The 19,053-nt window shown below is 69.4% G+C and carries 11 protein-coding genes; 5 read left to right on the top strand and 6 right to left on the bottom strand.

All coding sequences use genetic code 11. The features are described from left to right. The first annotated feature begins 517 nt into the window (after positions 1-517). Complete coding sequence (gene rpoB / locus ACFC8N_RS36890) at positions 518-4,006, top strand: DNA-directed RNA polymerase subunit beta (RefSeq protein ID WP_356027394.1); 3,489 nt, start codon at positions 518-520, stop codon at positions 4,004-4,006. Positions 4,007-4,108: 102 nt separating this feature from the next. Continuing rightward, positions 4,109-8,008 (top strand): DNA-directed RNA polymerase subunit beta', encoded by a 3,900-nt coding sequence (locus tag ACFC8N_RS36885; protein WP_356027392.1) that lies wholly within the window; start codon positions 4,109-4,111, stop codon positions 8,006-8,008. Between the two features lie 56 nt (positions 8,009-8,064). On the opposite strand, the gene ACFC8N_RS36880 is transcribed toward ACFC8N_RS36885, so the two are convergent. From ACFC8N_RS36880 to ACFC8N_RS36855, 6 genes are all read right to left on the bottom strand, one after another. After that, entirely contained in the window at positions 8,065-9,315 is a 1,251-nt protein-coding gene (locus ACFC8N_RS36880) for a M48 family metalloprotease (RefSeq protein WP_376293358.1), read from the bottom strand. Positions 9,316-9,365: 50 nt separating this feature from the next. Next, positions 9,366-9,899 (bottom strand): Pycsar system effector family protein, encoded by a 534-nt coding sequence (locus ACFC8N_RS36875; protein WP_356027387.1) that lies wholly within the window; start codon positions 9,897-9,899, stop codon positions 9,366-9,368. Further along, entirely contained in the window at positions 9,896-11,386 is a 1,491-nt protein-coding gene (locus ACFC8N_RS36870) for a hypothetical protein (RefSeq protein ID WP_376293355.1), read from the bottom strand. Before ACFC8N_RS36870 ends, ACFC8N_RS36875 begins: the two co-directional genes overlap by 4 nt. Before the next feature lie 52 nt (positions 11,387-11,438). Further along, the gene (locus tag ACFC8N_RS36865; RefSeq protein ID WP_356027382.1) at positions 11,439-13,691 is read right to left on the bottom strand and encodes a hypothetical protein; all 2,253 of its coding nucleotides are present in this window, start codon (positions 13,689-13,691) and stop codon (positions 11,439-11,441) included. After that, positions 13,688-14,590: a hypothetical protein gene (locus tag ACFC8N_RS36860; RefSeq protein WP_376293351.1), complete on the bottom strand. Its 903-nt coding sequence runs from the start codon at positions 14,588-14,590 to the stop codon at positions 13,688-13,690. Before ACFC8N_RS36860 ends, ACFC8N_RS36865 begins: the two co-directional genes overlap by 4 nt. A 123-nt stretch (positions 14,591-14,713) precedes the next feature. Next, a complete protein-coding gene (locus ACFC8N_RS36855; protein ID WP_356027379.1) occupies positions 14,714-15,481 on the bottom strand; it encodes a Crp/Fnr family transcriptional regulator in 768 nt (255 codons plus the stop codon). Between the two features lie 454 nt (positions 15,482-15,935). Between ACFC8N_RS36855 and rpsL the strand changes: the two genes are divergently transcribed. Genes rpsL through fusA form a run of 3 tightly spaced genes read left to right on the top strand, consistent with a single transcriptional unit; the run spans position 15,936 to position 18,946 of the window. Further along, positions 15,936-16,307: a 30S ribosomal protein S12 gene (gene rpsL, locus ACFC8N_RS36850; RefSeq protein ID WP_003948652.1), complete on the top strand. Its 372-nt coding sequence runs from the start codon at positions 15,936-15,938 to the stop codon at positions 16,305-16,307. Between the two features lie 2 nt (positions 16,308-16,309). After that, positions 16,310-16,780 carry a 30S ribosomal protein S7 gene (gene rpsG / locus ACFC8N_RS36845; protein WP_003992340.1) on the top strand — a complete coding sequence of 157 codons (471 nt, stop codon included), beginning with the start codon at positions 16,310-16,312 and terminating at the stop codon, positions 16,778-16,780. 39 nt (positions 16,781-16,819) lie between these two features. Next, entirely contained in the window at positions 16,820-18,946 is a 2,127-nt protein-coding gene (gene fusA, locus ACFC8N_RS36840) for an elongation factor G (RefSeq protein WP_356027376.1), read from the top strand. The last annotated feature ends 107 nt before the right edge of the window (positions 18,947-19,053 follow it).

Below are 19,053 nucleotides of genomic sequence, written 5' to 3'. Positions count from 1 at the left end.
AGAGCGATCATCCATCCGGGTGGTCGCTCTTCGGCGTTCCCGGCGGGCCCGACCACGGTTGCCTTGCACTCGCGACGGCGAGGGGTATGGTGATCTTCGTCGTGTCTCCGGACCGTCCGCGGACCGCCCGCTTCGGACTGGGGGGCCTTGACGAACCGCACGCAGCGCGCAATTCTCAGGACGCGTCGTCACAAGGATCCGAATCCGAGGCATGGATCGACGACGAAGAGGGCAGTATCAACGTGCGTTGAGGGCAGCATGCCGAGGGCGTTGACGAAGGCGTTGAGAACAACGAGAGTCGCAAGGGTCTCAGCAACCCGGGACTGGACATCAGTGTGCCAAGTGGCTACACTGACCCTTTGCGCTGCCTGTTAGCTGTCCCCTGCCCGTCACCAGGGGTCTGCCCTCAATCGAGCATCGACGACAAAAGCACCCTTGACCTGGGGTTTCTGTCTCTATGCGTGGGAGAGGGGCCGGCACGCGCGTAGTGAGTCCGAGCCCTCGGAAGGACCCCCTCTTGGCCGCCTCGCGCAATGCCTCGACCGCGAATACGAACAACGGCGCCAGCACCGCCCCGCTGCGCATCTCCTTTGCAAAGATCAAGGAGCCTCTCGAGGTTCCGAACCTGCTCGCGCTGCAGACCGAGAGCTTTGACTGGCTGCTCGGCAACACCGCCTGGCAGAGTCGGGTCGAGGAGGCTCTGGAGAACGGTCAGGACGTCCCCACCAAGTCCGGTCTGGAGGAGATCTTCGAGGAGATCTCCCCGATCGAGGACTTCTCCGGGTCGATGTCCCTGACGTTCCGGGACCACCGCTTCGAGCCGCCGAAGAACTCCATCGACGAGTGCAAGGAGCGCGACTTCACGTACGCCGCCCCGCTCTTCGTCACCGCCGAGTTCACCAACAACGAGACCGGTGAGATCAAGTCCCAGACGGTCTTCATGGGCGACTTCCCGCTCATGACGAACAAGGGCACCTTCGTCATCAACGGCACCGAGCGTGTCGTGGTGTCCCAGCTGGTCCGTTCCCCCGGTGTCTACTTCGACTCCTCCATCGACAAGACGTCCGACAAGGACATCTTCTCCGCCAAGATCATCCCGTCCCGGGGTGCCTGGCTGGAGATGGAGATCGACAAGCGCGACATGGTCGGTGTCCGTATCGACCGCAAGCGCAAGCAGTCGGTCACCGTGCTGCTGAAGGCTCTCGGCTGGACGACCGAGCAGATCCTCGAGGAGTTCGGCGAGTACGAGTCCATGCGCGCCACCCTGGAGAAGGACCACACCCAGGGCCAGGACGACGCGCTGCTCGACATCTACCGCAAGCTGCGTCCGGGCGAGCCCCCCACGCGCGAGGCCGCGCAGACGCTGCTGGAGAACCTCTACTTCAACCCGAAGCGCTACGACCTCGCCAAGGTCGGCCGCTACAAGGTGAACAAGAAGCTCGGCGCGGACGAGCCGCTGGACGCCGGCGTGCTCACCACCGACGACGTCATCGCCACCATCAAGTACCTGGTGAAGCTGCACGCCGGTGAGACCGAGACGACCGGCGAGTCCGGCCGCACGATCATGGTCGAGACCGACGACATCGACCACTTCGGCAACCGTCGTATCCGCAGCGTCGGCGAGCTCATCCAGAACCAGGTCCGTACGGGTCTCGCCCGTATGGAGCGCGTCGTGCGCGAGCGCATGACCACCCAGGACGTCGAGGCGATCACGCCGCAGACCCTGATCAACATCCGCCCGGTGGTGGCGTCGATCAAGGAGTTCTTCGGTACGTCGCAGCTGTCCCAGTTCATGGACCAGAACAACCCGCTGTCGGGGCTGACGCACAAGCGTCGTCTGAACGCCCTCGGCCCGGGTGGTCTCTCCCGTGAGCGGGCCGGCTTCGAGGTCCGTGACGTGCACCCGTCGCACTACGGCCGCATGTGCCCGATCGAGACGCCCGAAGGCCCGAACATCGGTCTGATCGGCTCGCTCGCCTCCTACGGCCGCGTCAACGCGTTCGGTTTCGTCGAGACCCCGTACCGCAAGGTCGACGAGCACGGTGTGGTCACCGACGAGGTGGACTACCTGACCGCCGACGAGGAGGACCGCTTCGTCATCGCGCAGGCCAACGCGCCGCTGAACGAGGAGATGCGGTTCGCCGAGGCCCGTGTCCTGGTCCGCCGCCGCGGCGGCGAGGTCGACTACGTCGCCCCCGAGGACGTGGACTACATGGACGTCTCGCCGCGCCAGATGGTGTCGGTCGCGACCGCCATGATCCCCTTCCTGGAGCACGACGACGCCAACCGTGCCCTCATGGGCGCGAACATGATGCGTCAGGCCGTACCGCTGATCAAGTCCGAGTCCCCGCTCGTCGGCACCGGCATGGAGTACCGCTCCGCCGTCGACGCCGGCGACGTGGTCAAGGCCGAGAAGGACGGTGTGGTCCAGGAGGTCTCCGCGGACTACATCACCACCGCCAACGACGACGGCACGTACATCACGTACCGCCTGGCCAAGTTCTCCCGGTCCAACCAGGGCACCTCGGTCAACCAGAAGGTCATCGTCAACGAGGGCGACCGCGTCATCGAGGGCCAGGTCCTCGCCGACGGTCCGGCCACCCAGAACGGCGAGATGGCCCTCGGCAAGAACCTGCTCGTGGCGTTCATGCCGTGGGAGGGTCACAACTACGAGGACGCGATCATCCTGTCGCAGCGCCTCGTGCAGGACGACGTCCTCTCCTCGATCCACATCGAGGAGCACGAGGTCGACGCCCGTGACACCAAGCTCGGCCCCGAGGAGATCACCCGGGACATCCCGAACGTCTCCGAGGAGGTCCTCGCCGACCTCGACGAGCGCGGCATCATCCGCATCGGTGCCGAGGTCATCGCCGGCGACATCCTCGTCGGCAAGGTGACCCCGAAGGGTGAGACCGAGCTGACCCCCGAGGAGCGCCTGCTGCGCGCGATCTTCGGTGAGAAGGCCCGTGAGGTCCGTGACACCTCGCTGAAGGTGCCGCACGGCGAGACCGGCAAGGTCATCGGCGTGCGCGTCTTCGACCGCGAGGAGGGCGACGAGCTGCCGCCGGGCGTGAACCAGCTGGTCCGCGTCTACGTCGCGCAGAAGCGCAAGATCACGGACGGTGACAAGCTCGCCGGCCGGCACGGCAACAAGGGTGTCATCTCCAAGATCCTGCCGATCGAGGACATGCCGTTCCTGGAGGACGGCACCCCGGTCGACATCATCCTGAACCCGCTCGGTGTCCCGTCCCGAATGAACCCGGGACAGGTCCTGGAGATCCACCTCGGCTGGCTCGCCAGCCGCGGCTGGGACGTCTCCGGCCTCGCGGACGAGTGGGCCCAGCGCCTCCAGGCCATCGGCGCCGACCAGGTCGCCCCGCGCACCAACGTCGCGACCCCGGTCTTCGACGGTGCCCGCGAGGACGAGCTGGCGGGTCTGCTGCAGCACACCATCCCGAACCGCGACGGCGAGCGCATGGTGCTCCCGTCCGGCAAGGCGCGGCTGTTCGACGGCCGTAGCGGTGAGCCGTTCCCGGACCCGATCTCGGTCGGCTACATGTACATCCTCAAGCTGCACCACCTGGTCGACGACAAGCTGCACGCCCGCTCGACCGGCCCGTACTCGATGATCACCCAGCAGCCGCTGGGTGGTAAGGCGCAGTTCGGCGGCCAGCGCTTCGGTGAGATGGAGGTGTGGGCGCTGGAGGCTTACGGCGCCGCGTACGCCCTCCAGGAGCTGCTGACCATCAAGTCCGACGACGTCACCGGCCGCGTGAAGGTCTACGAGGCCATCGTCAAGGGTGAGAACATCCCCGAGCCCGGCATCCCCGAGTCCTTCAAGGTGCTCATCAAGGAGATGCAGTCGCTCTGCCTGAACGTGGAGGTGCTGTCCAGCGACGGTATGTCCATCGAGATGCGCGACACCGATGAGGACGTCTTCCGCGCTGCGGAGGAGCTCGGTATCGACCTGTCCCGGCGCGAGCCGAGCAGCGTCGAAGAGGTCTGACGGGAGTCCGGCAGGGGCCTCGCCGATGAGTGAGGCCCCCGCCGACCCCCAGGCCCCCGTTTCAGACCACAGACTTACGACCCTGAGAGGGATTGACGCATAGTGCTCGACGTCAACTTCTTCGACGAGCTCCGGATCGGCCTGGCCACCGCTGACGACATCCGTCAGTGGAGCCACGGCGAGGTCAAGAAGCCCGAGACCATCAACTACCGCACCCTGAAGCCCGAAAAGGACGGACTCTTCTGCGAGAAGATCTTCGGTCCGACCCGGGACTGGGAGTGCTACTGCGGCAAGTACAAGCGCGTCCGCTTCAAGGGCATCATCTGCGAGCGCTGTGGCGTCGAGGTCACGCGCGCCAAGGTGCGCCGTGAGCGGATGGGCCACATCGAGCTGGCCGCCCCCGTCACCCACATCTGGTACTTCAAGGGCGTCCCGTCCCGGCTGGGCTACCTGCTGGACCTCGCCCCGAAGGACCTGGAGAAGGTCATCTACTTCGCGGCGTACATGATCACGTACGTCGACGAGGAGCGCCGTACCCGCGACCTGCCCTCCCTGGAGGCGCACGTCTCGGTCGAGCGCCAGCAGATCGAGAACCGCCGCGACTCCGACCTGGAGGCCCGCGCCAAGAAGCTTGAGGCCGACCTGGCCGAGCTGGAGGCCGAGGGCGCCAAGGCCGACGTGCGCCGCAAGGTGCGCGAGGGTGCCGAGCGCGAGATGAAGCAGCTGCGCGACCGTGCGCAGCGCGAGATCGACCGCCTCGACGAGGTGTGGGCCCGGTTCAAGAACCTCAAGGTCCAGGACCTGGAGGGCGACGAGCTGCTCTACCGCGAGCTGCGTGACCGCTTCGGCACGTACTTCGACGGCTCGATGGGTGCCGCGGCGCTGCAGAAGCGCCTGGAGTCCTTCGACCTGGAGGAGGAGGCCGAGCGGCTCCGCGAGATCATCCGCACCGGCAAGGGCCAGAAGAAGACCCGCGCCCTGAAGCGGCTGAAGGTCGTCTCCGCGTTCCTGCAGACGTCCAACAGCCCCAAGGGCATGGTCCTGGACTGCGTCCCGGTCATCCCGCCGGACCTGCGTCCGATGGTGCAGCTGGACGGTGGCCGCTTCGCGACCTCCGACCTGAACGACCTGTACCGCCGTGTCATCAACCGCAACAACCGCCTGAAGCGCCTTCTCGACCTCGGTGCGCCCGAGATCATCGTGAACAACGAGAAGCGCATGCTCCAGGAGGCCGTCGACGCGCTCTTCGACAACGGCCGTCGTGGTCGCCCGGTCACGGGCCCCGGCAACCGTCCGCTGAAGTCGCTGTCCGACATGCTCAAGGGCAAGCAGGGTCGCTTCCGTCAGAACCTGCTCGGCAAGCGAGTCGACTACTCGGCGCGTTCCGTCATCGTCGTCGGCCCGCAGCTCAAGCTGCACCAGTGCGGTCTGCCGAAGGCCATGGCGCTGGAGCTGTTCAAGCCGTTCGTGATGAAGCGCCTGGTGGACCTGAACCACGCGCAGAACATCAAGTCGGCCAAGCGCATGGTCGAGCGCGGCCGCACCGTCGTGTACGACGTCCTCGAAGAGGTCATCGCCGAGCACCCGGTGCTGCTGAACCGTGCGCCCACCCTGCACCGCCTCGGCATCCAGGCCTTCGAGCCGCAGCTGGTCGAGGGCAAGGCCATCCAGATCCACCCGCTCGTCTGCACCGCGTTCAACGCGGACTTCGACGGTGACCAGATGGCCGTGCACCTGCCGCTGTCCGCGGAGGCGCAGGCCGAGGCCCGCATCCTGATGCTGTCCTCGAACAACATCCTCAAGCCGGCCGACGGCCGCCCGGTGACGATGCCGACCCAGGACATGGTCCTCGGTCTGTTCTTCCTCACCACCGACGGCGAGCTGCGTGACGTCAAGGGCGAGGGCCGCGCGTTCGGCTCCACGGCCGAGGCGATCATGGCGTTCGACGCCGGCGAGCTGGCGCTCCAGTCGGCCGTGGACATCCGCTTCCCGGTGGGCACCATCCCGCCGCGCGGCTGGACCCCGCCGGCCCGCGAGGAGGGCGAGCCCGAGTGGCAGCAGGGTGACTCGTTCCGCCTGCGCACCACGCTGGGCCGCGCGCTCTTCAACGAGCTGCTGCCCGAGGACTACCCGTTCGTCGACTACTCGGTGGGCAAGAAGCAGCTCGGCGAGATCGTCAACGACCTGGCCGAGCGCTACCCCAAGGTCATCGTGGCGGCGACGCTCGACAACCTGAAGTCGGCCGGCTTCTACTGGGGCACCCGTTCCGGTGTCACCGTGGCCATCTCCGACGTCGTCGTCCCCGAGGCGAAGAAGGCCATCGTCGCGGGCTACGAGGCGCAGGACGAGAAGGTCCAGAAGCAGTACGAGCGCGGTCTGATCACCAAGGAAGAGCGCACTCAGGAGCTCATCGCGATCTGGACCAAGGCGACCAACGAGGTCGCCGAGGCGATGAACGAGAACTTCCCCAAGACCAACCCCATCTTCATGATGGTTGACTCGGGTGCCCGAGGAAACATGATGCAGATGCGGCAGATCGCCGGTATGCGTGGTCTGGTGTCGAACGCGAAGAACGAGACCATCCCGCGTCCGATCAAGGCCTCGTTCCGTGAGGGTCTGTCCGTGCTGGAGTACTTCATCTCCACGCACGGTGCCCGTAAGGGTCTGGCGGACACCGCCCTGCGTACCGCCGACTCGGGTTACCTCACCCGTCGTCTGGTCGACGTCTCGCAGGACGTCATCATCCGCGAGGAGGACTGCGGCACCGAGCGCGGTCTCAAGCTCCGGATCGCGGAGCGGGGCGCGGACGGCGTGCTGCGCAAGGCGGACGACGTCGAGACGTCCGTGTACGCGCGCTGCCTCGCCGAGGACATCGTGGTCGACGGTCAGGTCCTGGCCCCGGCCGGCACCGACCTCGGTGACGTCCTCATGGACGAGCTGGTCGCCCGTGGCGTCGAGGAGGTCAAGACCCGCTCGGTCCTGACCTGCGAGTCCGCCGTCGGCACCTGCGCGATGTGCTACGGCCGTTCGCTGGCCACCGGCAAGCTGGTGGACATCGGCGAGGCGGTCGGCATCATCGCCGCCCAGTCCATCGGTGAGCCCGGTACCCAGCTGACGATGCGTACCTTCCACACCGGTGGTGTGGCCGGTGACGACATCACCCAGGGTCTGCCGCGTGTCGTCGAGCTCTTCGAGGCCCGTACCCCGAAGGGTGTCGCCCCGATCTCCGAGGCCTCCGGCCGCGTCCGGATCGAGGAGACCGAGAAGACCAAGAAGATCATCGTCACCCCGGACGACGGCAGCGACGAGACGGCGTTCCCGATCTCGAAGCGTGCCAAGGTCCTGGTCCGCGAGGGCGACCACGTCGAGGTGGGCCAGCAGCTCACCGTGGGTGCCACCAACCCGCACGACGTGCTGCGCATCCTGGGTCAGCGTGCCGTCCAGGTCCACCTGGTCGGCGAGGTCCAGAAGGTCTACAACTCGCAGGGTGTGTCGATCCACGACAAGCACATCGAGATCATCATCCGGCAGATGCTCCGCCGCGTGACGATCATCGAGTCCGGCGACGCCGAGCTGCTGCCCGGCGAGCTGGTCGAGCGCTCGAAGTTCGAGACCGAGAACCGTCGTGTGGTCCAGGAGGGCGGTCACCCGGCCTCCGGTCGTCCGCAGCTGATGGGTATCACCAAGGCCTCGCTGGCGACGGAGTCCTGGCTGTCGGCCGCCTCCTTCCAGGAGACGACCCGAGTCCTGACGGACGCGGCGATCAACGCCAAGTCCGACAGCCTCATCGGCCTCAAGGAGAACGTCATCATCGGTAAGCTCATCCCGGCCGGTACGGGCCTGTCCCGCTACCGCAACATCCGGGTCGAGCCGACCGAGGAGGCCAAGGCCGCGATGTACTCGGCCGTCGGCTACGACGACATCGACTACTCGCCGTTCGGCACCGGCTCCGGCCAGGCCGTTCCGCTGGAGGACTACGACTACGGTCCGTACAACCAGTAAGCGAGCAGCATGAAGGGCGGCCACCCCGTTTCGGGGTGGCCGCCCTTCGGCGTTGTTCACCTCTGTTGTGCCGGGCCCTGCGGTTGCAGGTAGGGCTGGAGGTGGTGCAGCCGGGTGTGGTGGTCGGGGTGGGAGGACAGCAGCCGGGCGAGTGCGCTCTCCTCGACGTGCCGTCCGCCGTTCCGCGCGGCCAGCTGGGCCTGCTGCCACTGCTCCTGCCGGTGCATCTTGTCGAGGACGGCCGCCAGCATGGGGGCGAAGCCCAGCGCGGCGGCGTGCTCGTCGGCCCGCAGTTCGGCGCGGCGGCCGACGGCGGCCAGGGCGTACGGCACGGCCAGGAGCAGCAGCGGCAGGCCGTAGAACGTGCTGATCGTGGCGAGTCCGATGCTGCCGACGACCAGGAAGAGGAAGCCGATGCCGAAGCAGCCGAAGGCGCGCGAGATCTTGAACATGAAGCCCGAGCCGGCCTTCAGCACCCGCCAGGCCGTCCGGCCGGGCAGGGCGTACCAGTAGCCGAGCAGCGAGGACCAGGCGTGGCCGCCGACGTGGTGGCCCAGCTCGTGTGCCATGACGGCGGCCAGCTCGCCGTTGGGCAGTCCGTTCATGGCGAAGCGGGTGACGCCGACGATGTGCCCGGCGGCCGCGACGGCGTTCAGGGCGTCGCTGTCCTCCACCCACAGCTCGTAGTTCCGGCCCTCGACCCCGGCGCGGGCCGTGACCTCCCGCCAGACCGGTTCGAGGGTGGCGCGTTCCTGCGGAGTGGGGTGGCGCAGCCGGAACACATGGCGCGCGAGGGCGCTCTCGGTGGGCCGGTGGAACACGAGCGCGCCGCTGGCGATCCAGGCGAGCACGACGACGATGCCGAAGCCCCCGAAGAACGCGGAGATCAGGCCGACGACGAAGAGGCTGCACAGGAAGTTGGGCACGTGCAGCAGCAGGTTCCCCCAGGCCGTGGCGTCCGTCTGGCGCTGCTTGTCGGTGAGGAAGACGCGGCCCCGGTCGGTGTCGATGTGGTGCGGGTGCTGCGGCGGGACCGGCGGGACCGGCGGGACCGGCGGCGCGACCGGGGCCATACCCGGCGGCGCCGCCGGGTACTGCGGAGCGGCTCCCGGGTACTGCGGCGGCACGGGCGCCGCCGCCTGCGGGGGGCCGGGGTACTGGGGTGCGGGGTGCGGGTACGGGGGAGCGGCGGCTGCCTGCGGGTACGGCGGGGGCGTAGGCGAGGCCGTCGGGTAGGCCGGCGGCGCCGGGGGCGGCTCGGGGTGGGGACGGGCGGACGGCTCGGGGTGGTCCGGTGGTGAGGTCATGGCGGTCGTTCGTTCCTTCAGGTGCGTGGGGACGGCTGCCGAGCGGCGGATCAGCCGATCAGCAGGGAGGCCGGCAGCAGGACCGTGCCGGCGCAGAAGGCGATGAGCCCGGTGCGGATCCACTGGTGCTTGCGCGCGGCGATCCGGCTGTTCTCGGTGAGCGCGCGGGTCAGTCCGGCCGTGGGACGCCGCTCGGTGTCGGCGAGGGCGGCGTCCAGGCGGCCCTGCCGGACGGCCTGTTGGATGTCGCCGAAGTACGACAGCGGCTCCCCGGGCGTCCAGGCGCCCAGCCGGTAGCGGGGCAGTACGGCGAGCAGCAGGGCGAGCAGCGAGACCAGCAGTGACAGGGCCCCGGCCCACCACACGACGGTGCCGGCCACGGAGAGCGCGGACGGGCTCCACTTCCGTCCCGCGAGCAGCGCGCTGAACACCCCGGCGGTCATCCCGAGCGCGGCGACGAGGACGGAGGCCTTGTTGTCGGCGTGGGCGATCTCGCCGCGCGTCTCGGCGAGCAGCCGTGCGCAGAGCCGGGCGGCGGTGGCGCTGTCCGGGTCCCCCGGCGCGGCGGGGTCCGCGGTCGTCACGTACCGCTCGCTTCGCTGTCGTCGGCTGCGGCCGGGGGCTTGGTGTCCTCCGGTTGCGCCGCCGCACCCGTACCCGCACCCGCACCCGTACCCGGATCCGGCACCGTCGGCGTCGTGCCGTACCCGGGAGGCGGCTGCCAGGCAGGTGCCTGCGGGGCGTAGGCGGGCGGGGGCGGCGGGGCCGGGAAGCCGGGGGCGGCGTACGGGCCGGGCATCCCCGGCGGGCTGTAGGGCGCGGCCGATGGTACTGGTGGTGCCGGCGGGGCGGCCGGGGCGATGGGCGGCGGAGGGCTCGCGGGCTGCGCCGGCATCGCATCCGCCGGCATCGCATCCGCCGGTACCGCTTGCGGCGGGCCCGGCGGCAGCAGGGGCGGGTTCTGCGGTACGCCGGGCAGGCGCTGGTTGAGGATGTCGCTGACCGTGCGCAGGGCCAGCTGCTTGGGGCCCTCCAGCTCGTAGTTCTCGGCCGTGTCGCCGCTCAGCAGCTGCTTCACCAGGTCCATCTGGGCCTGGATCATGCGCAGTTGGTCCTCGCGCATGCTGCTCATCACCAGCTGGGAGTCCTCGGGGTGCTGGGCGAGATGGAGGGCCCAGGAGTGCACGCCGCCCTGCTGGAGGTGGTACTGGTAGAACTCGATCTTCTGGGCCTCGATCTGCTGCAACTCCACCTGCTGGCGCCCCTGTTGGAGGGCGAGCTCATGGTGCTGCCCGCTCGCGAGCATGGCCTGCTCGTGCTGCCAGCGCTGCTGCTGGAGCAGCAGTTCCTGCTGCTGTGTGCCGTACGTGACGGCCCGCTCGATCTGGAGCGCGTCCTGCTGGCGCAGTCGGCGGTCCATGTCCACGTCGACCTGCATGCCCCGCTGGGCCGCGAAGGACTGCTCGGTGGCGGAGTGGTCGATGGCCCGCAGCCGTTGCTGGTGCTCGATGTCGGCCTGGTCGCGCCGCACCCGGAGGGTCCAGGTGACCTGGAGTCCCGCGGTCGCCCCGAGCGGCCCCAGCACGGTCACCGCCTGGAGCAGTTCCTGCTCGGCCGAGGCGCTCCGCGCGACCGGGAAGCGCCGGGTGACCGGCCGGGCCGCCTGCTGGAGCTCGCCGAGCACCAGCGCGGGCACGTCCCGGTGCCCGCTCGCCACGAACCGGGCCGGGTCCAGCACCTGCCAGGACAGGTCGATCTCGGCGGTGAACTCGAAGGCGTCGTTGTCGCTCGGCAGCGTCAGGGTGGAGGTGTACGGGTGGACGCCCATGTCCACCTCGTAGACGGCGGAGTAGCGCCTGGCCGTGATCTCGGCGCGCGTGGGCCGCTGGGGCGGCAGATAGGCCTCGTAGGAGCCCTTCGGCGTGGAGAAGACGAGCGCGTGGTCGATGCGGACCAGGGATCGGAAGTTGAACTCGAAGCGCGACAGCTGCCGCACGGTGAGCACCGGGTCGACCAGCTGGGTGTGCCGGTCGGCGGGCTGCTGCCACTCGGGTTGCCGGAAGGAGGGCATGGTGTGTCTTCCCGGGTCGGTCTCGGATGGGTCGGTCTGCGGGACGGGTGGGTCAGTGGGCGGACAGCACGGTCAGCAGGCGGGCCGCGACCTCGGGCGGGGGAGTGCCGTCCTCGCCCGGCATGGTGCGCAGCAGGTGGCTCAGCCGCTCGTACTCGGTGGTGGTGGTGACGAGCCTCGGCAGCAGCGCGGCCAGGGCCCACTCGACGGGCGTCGACCGGTCGGCGGTCAGCACCCAGTTGCTCAGCACCTTCAGTGCCTGCCGCGTGGTGCCCAGATCGGCCAGCGCGGCCCGCCAGAGGAACGGCACGCCCTGCGCGGCGGTCATACGGTCGCCGGTCACGGGGGCGGCGGTGGGGTGGCCGGTGGCCGCGCGGGTGAACCAGTCGAGGACGAGCGGAGTGCCGTACCGTTCGTCGCCCTCGGTGTGCGCGCACGCCCCGATGAAGCCGGCCAGCGTCAGGTCGTGTACGGCACGGTCGTCGTCGAGGTGGGCGCACAGCTCGCCGAGGACGCTGTCGCTCGCGGCCGACAGCAGCAACAGCGCGACGGACTCGGCCAGTTCCTCGCCCAGTTCGCCGTCGATGTCGTCGGGCTGGTCCTCGTACAGCCGCCGTACGGCGCGGCGCAGGGCGGCCATGGCCTGCGCCGGGCGCTCCGCCCCGATCAGCCCGTACGCCCGTACGGCCACCCAGCGCAGCGACGCGGGGCCGTCCTCGCACCAGGTGTCGAGGATGCGCGGGATGTTGGGCGTGCCGACCAGGTGGGCCAGGGCGAGCGCGTTGACCGCCACGAGCCGGTGCCGGTACCGCTTGGAGGTGCCCCACGGCTCGATGACCAGCGCCATCGCGGACGGCAGATCGGTGCGGGCCAGGACCGCCACCGTGGAGGCGGCCCGGGTGCGCACCAACGGGCGCCCGTCGTCGGCCAGTTGGCGCAGCCAGCGGATCAGCGCGGGCCGGGCGGAGGGGTGGCCCGTCCACACCTCGCGCAGCAGCACCAGCGAGGCGCGGTCGTCGCGGAACACGGCCTTCTGCTGGTCGACCGGGCCCCACTCGGTCTGCTCGGGCTCCCACTTCATCTCCGCGCGGGCCAGGTGCAGCCGCTTGCCGACGTGCGTGCCGAAGACGGGGACCTCGGGGACCCGGGCGCGGTTCTCGGTCTCCTGGAGGTGGCGGTAGAGCAGGTCGCTCAGCTCGGCGGTGAGCGCGTACGGCCCGCCGTCGAAGGCGGCGAGGGCGACGAGGAAGGCCTTGTCGCGCAGGTGCAGTTCGGACTCCGGGGCCTCGAACCACTCCTGGACCTGGCTCTCCAGGGACGCCAGCGAGAACCGTGCCACGTCGGCCGCGTCGGCCTCGCCGGACGCGTACCGGACGAGCAGCCCGGCGAACTCGGCCGTCTCGCGCGGCTGGTGGCTGCGCCGCAGGAAGTCGGCGACCTCCGGCAGGGCGAGCAGCCGGCCGGCCGTCTCCTCGTCGGTGCGGGCACGCAGCCGGGCGGCGAGCACCTCGGCGGCGGCCGGCGCCCGCCATTCCTCGGCGGTCACGTCGTCCAGCGCGGCGCCGGGGTCGAGGGTGACGACGAGGTAGGCGTCCCGCTCGGCGAGGCGCTCGCGGACGGCGAGCAGGTGGGTCCAGCGCAGCGGCTGGTCGCGGCGCGGGGTGAGGTCGCACAGCACATGGCCGCGGGCCTTGTCCCGGCCCGGCGCGTCCGGTGCGGCCTGCTCGTCACCGAACCGGTCGGCGAGGCCGCCGGCGGTGGTGTCGCGGGCCAGGGTGCGCACGGGGTGGGCGCCGAGGCGGCGCAGCAGCATCAGCGCGGCGGTGCGCCGGCCGGTGAAGCGGCCCCCGGACAGCACCAGGACCCGGTCCTCGCGCAGCCGCCGCAGCAGGCGGTCCATCAGCTGCTCGTCGGCCGCGAAGCCGCGCTCCAGCTCCGCCAGCGTGGCCTCGGGCACCTCGCCGGAGGCCGGGGTCGCGGTGCCCGGTCCGCCGAACCGGTAGACCTCCGTCTTGCCGCCGAGGAACACGTCGCCGCTGAAGTGGCCGCCGCTGATGCCGCCGTGCTGGTCGCCGCCGAGCAGGCCGCCGCTGAAGCGGGCCCGGGCGCCGACGTTCATGGAGCGCGGGCTGTGGTCGACCAGGTCGCGCCGGGCCGACCAGGCGTCCTGCGGCTGGTCCCGTTCCTCGGCCGCGTCCGGGTCCGCGGCGGCGTCGGCCGGCCGGGGCTCGTCCGCGGCCGGCGGCTCGGGTGCCGGTGGGCCTGCGGCCGGGCGGGGCGGTTCCTGTGGCTCGGGCGTGCTCATGCGTCCGTACCCCGTCCGCGGCCGTCACGGCCGTCTCTCCTGCCGCGGTCGCCACGGCCCTCACCACGGTGTTCGCCGAAGGAGACGTCGCCGCTGAAGTGGCCGCCGCTGATGCCGCCGTACTGGTTGCCGCCGAGCACGCCGCCGCTGAAGGTGCCGCCCTGGACGGTGATGGACGTCCCGGTGGTGTGCGCGCCCGGCGCCGGGGCCTGCCCCGGTCCGTCCGGCGCGGCGGGCGGCCGCGGTGCCGGGCGGTCCCCCGATCCGCCCGGCACCTCCCCCGTGTCACCGTGGTCCTGATCCCGGTCGGCACGGCCGTCCCGGCCGACCGGCAGCGGCCCGTGCAGCCAGGCCTTCAGCGAGCCGTTCTTGCTGTCCACCGTCACCGGGCGGAAGTCGCCGGCGGGGATACCCGGGTGGTCGTGGCGCACCACCCCGGCGTACAGGGCGTCCGAGACGCACAGCGCGAAGTCGTCGGGCCGCTCGCGCAGGGCCCGGCGCAGCAGGGCGGCGTCCAGCAGCCGGCAGGCGTGGTTCAGATCGGAGCCGACCCAGCCGTCGTGCTCGTCCACGGCGACGTAGCCGGTGGCGAGGACGCCGCGCAGCCGCATCTGCGCGGAGCGGGACGCCATGCGGTTGACGGCCCGCAGCTCGGCCGGGACCTCGCTGAGCAGGACCCGCAGCAGCGCGGTGACCGACGTGTTCGCGTCGATCAGCTCCATCACCGCGTCCCCGCGGTCGGCGCGCAGGCGCCGGGTCTCGTCGATGCCCGCGCGTTCCAGCGCGCGGTCGGTGAGGTCGTACAGCATGCGCCGCAGATAGGCCTGCTCCACATCGTCTCGGTCGCTGAACCGCTCGATGTCCAGCAGCAGGATCGTCCGGCTCACGGGGTCGGTCATGGTCGCCTCTCGGAGGTTCCGCCGTGCAGAGCAGCAGAGTGACCGCGCGCCGGTGCCGACCGTGAGGGCGGATGACGCAGTCGAAGTGTGACCGTGTGCACAGAGTGAATCCGGGGGCCGGTGTCATCCCTCGGGCGACCGCGGCGGCGAGGGAATCGCCGGTGCTCCCTCCGTCACGGTCGCCGCCGCTATCTGCCGGAGCACGTCGGGGCGGCGGATCAGCAGGGTGCGGCGGCCCGTGGTGACCGCCTGCTTGTCGCGGAGCTCCTTCAGCAGGCGCTGGACCATCTCGCGCGAGGCGCCCACCGAGCCCGCCAGCTCCTGTTTGCTCAGCGGGACGGAGAGCTCGATGCCCTCCTCGGTGCGGCGGCCGTGGGTGCGGGCCAGCTCCAGCAGGAGGACGGCGAGGCGCTCGCGCACGTTCAGGGAGGCGAACTCCAGGCGGCGGCGGTCGGCGGCGCGGGTGCGGTCGGCGGTCAGGCCCAGCAGTGCGAAGGACGTGGCGGGGGAGTGCTGGAGGAAGCCGCGGAACCGCTCGTGCTCCACGGCCAGCGAGCGCACCGGCTCCAGCGCGGTCACCGTCGCCGACCGCGGCCGTCCGGTGATCGCCGACGACTCGCCGACGATGTCACCGGGGCCGCGCAGCGCGAGCAGCGCCTCGTAGCCGTTGGTGGCCGCCGCGGTCACCTTCGTCCAGCCCTGCACGAGGAAGAGCACGTACGAGGACGGCTCGCTCTGCCGGATCAGCACCGTGCGGGCGGGGAACGTCAGCTCCCGGCCGAGGGCGAGCAGTGCCGCCCGGTCCTCCGTCTCCAGCCGGGCCAGGAAGGGCACCCGGTCGTCCAGGCCGCCGTCGTCCCGTACCGAGGTGGTGGTCCACGCGCTCGTCATGCCGGTCCCCCGAATTGTTCACCCGCAGCGGACGGATCAACGTACTGAAAGCGCATCGGCCGTACCCCCGGCAAGACCGTAAATCGGCCATAAATGTCCGAAGGTCGCCGGTGGCCGCTCCGACCAGGGACGATGCGGTGCCGGGACGGCCCTCCGGCGGCTGCCGGACAAGTGGGACGAAACCTCGCTTACGAGGTGAGAAGTCCGGCGTGTCGGGGCCCGCTCCATTTGTTTTGACCGAAGTCCGTGAGGTAGGTACGCTCAGACCTTGTGCCTGGGGTGTGCCCTGGCTCTCGTGCGTGCCTTCAACCGCACAGCGAGCCGCACATGGCCACCGTACTCTGCGCCCTTTTGCCCTTGCGGCAAGGTCTGCGGGATTCGACACACCCGACCGCGTGGGTCGGCGACGTACCAGGTTAGCTTCACCATTCGGCACACAGAAACCGGAGAAGTAGTGCCTACGATCCAGCAGCTGGTCCGCAAGGGCCGGCAGGACAAGGTCGAGAAGAACAAGACGCCCGCACTTGAGGGTTCCCCTCAGCGTCGTGGCGTCTGCACGCGTGTGTTCACGACCACCCCGAAGAAGCCGAACTCGGCCCTGCGTAAGGTCGCGCGTGTGCGTCTGACCAGCGGGATCGAGGTCACCGCTTACATTCCGGGTGAGGGACACAACCTGCAGGAGCACTCCATCGTGCTCGTGCGCGGCGGCCGTGTGAAGGACCTGCCGGGTGTTCGCTACAAGATCATCCGTGGCTCCCTCGACACCCAGGGTGTCAAGAACCGCAAGCAGGCCCGTTCCCGCTACGGCGCCAAGAAGGAGAAGTAAGAATGCCTCGTAAGGGCCCCGCCCCGAAGCGCCCGGTCATCATCGACCCGGTCTACGGTTCTCCTCTGGTCACGTCGCTCATCAACAAGGTGCTGCTGAACGGCAAGCGCTCCACCGCCGAGCGCATCGTCTACGGCGCCATGGAGGGTCTGCGTGAGAAGACGGGCAACGACCCGATCATCACGCTGAAGCGCGCGCTGGAGAACATCAAGCCGACCCTTGAGGTCAAGTCCCGCCGTGTCGGTGGTGCGACGTACCAGGTTCCGATCGAGGTCAAGCCCGGTCGCGCCAACACGCTCGCGCTGCGCTGGCTGGTCGGTTACTCCCGCGCCCGTCGCGAGAAGACCATGACCGAGCGTCTGCTCAACGAGCTTCTCGACGCTTCGAACGGCCTCGGTGCGGCCGTCAAGAAGCGCGAGGACACGCACAAGATGGCCGAGTCCAACAAGGCCTTCGCGCACTACCGCTGGTAGTCGCTACCCACATCGAGACCGAGAGAAGACTGAAGCCTTATGGCTACCACTTCACTTGACCTGGCCAAGGTCCGCAACATCGGGATCATGGCCCACATCGACGCGGGCAAGACGACCACCACCGAGCGGATCCTGTTCTACACCGGTGTGTCGTACAAGATCGGTGAGGTCCACGACGGCGCTGCCACCATGGACTGGATGGAGCAGGAGCAGGAGCGTGGCATCACGATCACCTCTGCTGCCACCACCTGCCACTGGCCGCTGGAAGACGTCGACCACACCATCAACATCATCGACACCCCGGGTCACGTCGACTTCACCGTCGAGGTGGAGCGCTCCCTGCGTGTGCTCGACGGTGCCGTGACGGTGTTCGACGGCGTCGCCGGCGTCGAGCCCCAGTCCGAGACGGTGTGGCGCCAGGCGGACCGCTACGGCGTTCCGCGTATCTGCTTCGTCAACAAGCTCGACCGCACGGGCGCGGAGTTCCACCGCTGTGTCGACATGATCGTCGACCGCCTGGGCGCGCAGCCGATCGTCATGCAGCTCCCGATCGGTGCCGAGGCCGACTTCCAGGGTGTCGTGGACCTCGTCCGCATGAAGGCCCTGGTCTGGTCCGCCGAGGCCACCAAGGGCGAGATGTACGACGTCGTCGACATCCCGGCCACGCACACCGAGGCCGCCGAGGAGTGGCGCGGCAAGCTGGTCGAGGCCGTCGCCGAGAACGACGAAGAGATCATGGAGCTGTACCTGGAGGGCGAGGAGCCTTCCGAGGAGCAGCTGTACGCCGCGATCCGTCGTATCACCATCGCGTCCGGCAAGTCCGACGGCAAGACGATCACCCCGGTGTTCTGCGGCACCGCGTTCAAGAACAAGGGCGTTCAGCCCCTGCTCGACGCGGTCGTGCGCTACCTGCCGTCCCCGGTCGACATCGAGGCCATCGAGGGCCACGACGTCAAGGACCCCGAGGTCGTCGTCAAGCGCAAGCCGTCCGACGACGAGCCGCTGTCGGCGCTGGCGTTCAAGATCATGAGCGACCCGCACCTCGGCAAGCTCACCTTCGTCCGGGTGTACTCGGGCCGCCTGGAGTCCGGCTCTTCGGTGCTGAACTCCGTCAAGGGCAAGAAGGAGCGCATCGGCAAGATCTACCGCATGCACGCCAACAAGCGTGAGGAGATCGAGTCGGTGGGCGCCGGTGACATCGTCGCCGTCATGGGCCTGAAGCAGACCACCACCGGTGAGACGCTGTCCGACGACAAGAACCCGGTCATCCTGGAGTCCATGGACTTCCCGGCGCCGGTCATCCAGGTCGCCATCGAGCCCAAGTCGAAGGGCGACCAGGAGAAGCTGGGCGTCGCGATCCAGCGCCTGGCCGAGGAGGACCCGTCCTTCCAGGTCCACTCGGACGAGGAGACCGGCCAGACCATCATCGGTGGCATGGGCGAGCTGCACCTTGAGGTGCTGGTCGACCGTATGCGCCGTGAGTTCAAGGTCGAGGCCAACGTCGGCAAGCCGCAGGTGGCCTACCGCGAGACGATCCGCAAGGCCGTCGAGCGCGTCGACTTCACCCACAAGAAGCAGACCGGTGGTACCGGTCAGTTCGCGAAGGTGCAGATCGGCATCGAGCCGCTTGAGGGTGGCGACACCTCGTACGAGTTCGTGAACAAGGTGACCGGTGGCCGTATCCCGAAGGAGTACATCCCTTCGGTGGACGCCGGTGCGCAGGAGGCCATGCAGTTCGGCATCCTCGCCGGTTACGAGATGACCGGTGTCCGCGTGATCCTGCACGACGGTGCCTACCACGAGGTCGACTCCTCCGAGCTCGCCTTCAAGATCGCCGGTTCGCAGGCCTTCAAGGAGGCCGCGCGCAAGGCGTCCCCCGTGCTCCTTGAGCCGATGATGGCCGTCGAGGTCACCACGCCCGAGGACTACATGGGTGAGGTCATCGGCGACATCAACTCCCGCCGTGGCCAGATCCAGGCCATGGAGGAGCGTGCCGGCGCTCGCGTCGTGAAGGGCCTCGTGCCCCTGTCGGAGATGTTCGGCTACGTCGGCGACCTCCGCAGCAAGACGTCGGGTCGCGCAAGCTACTCGATGCAGTTCGACTCCTACGCCGAGGTTCCGCGGAACGTCGCCGAGGAGATCATCGCGAAGGCCAAGGGCGAGTAACGCTCCGCGTTCACACGCTTTAGGCTTGACTCCGGAGCCGCCAGGGGCATTCACCCGCATTCGTGGGGGAATGCCCCCGGCCCCGGGCTTTCCAGCAAAGATCACCT

The organism is Streptomyces sp. NPDC055966 (assembly GCF_042269865.1).
Taxonomy (GTDB): Bacteria; Actinomycetota; Actinomycetes; order Streptomycetales; family Streptomycetaceae; genus Streptomyces.
The sequence above is the reverse complement of the archived record's forward strand: the minus strand, read 5'-3'. Positions and strand labels throughout refer to the sequence as shown.

Excerpts from the sequence above, each read along its gene's own strand:
- ACFC8N_RS36870 (WP_376293355.1), bottom strand. The coding sequence starts at position 11,386 with ATGCCCTCCTTCCGGCAACCCGAGTGGCAGCAGCCCGCCGACCGGCAC.
- ACFC8N_RS36880 (WP_376293358.1), bottom strand. The coding sequence starts at position 9,315 with ATGACCTCACCACCGGACCACCCCGAGCCGTCCGCCCGTCCCCACCCC.
- ACFC8N_RS36855 (WP_356027379.1), bottom strand. The coding sequence starts at position 15,481 with ATGACGAGCGCGTGGACCACCACCTCGGTACGGGACGACGGCGGCCTG.
- ACFC8N_RS36860 (WP_376293351.1), bottom strand. The coding sequence starts at position 14,590 with ATGACCGACCCCGTGAGCCGGACGATCCTGCTGCTGGACATCGAGCGG.
- rpsG (WP_003992340.1), top strand. The coding sequence starts at position 16,310 with ATGCCTCGTAAGGGCCCCGCCCCGAAGCGCCCGGTCATCATCGACCCG.
- ACFC8N_RS36865 (WP_356027382.1), bottom strand. The coding sequence starts at position 13,691 with ATGAGCACGCCCGAGCCACAGGAACCGCCCCGCCCGGCCGCAGGCCCA.
- fusA (WP_356027376.1), top strand. The coding sequence starts at position 16,820 with ATGGCTACCACTTCACTTGACCTGGCCAAGGTCCGCAACATCGGGATC.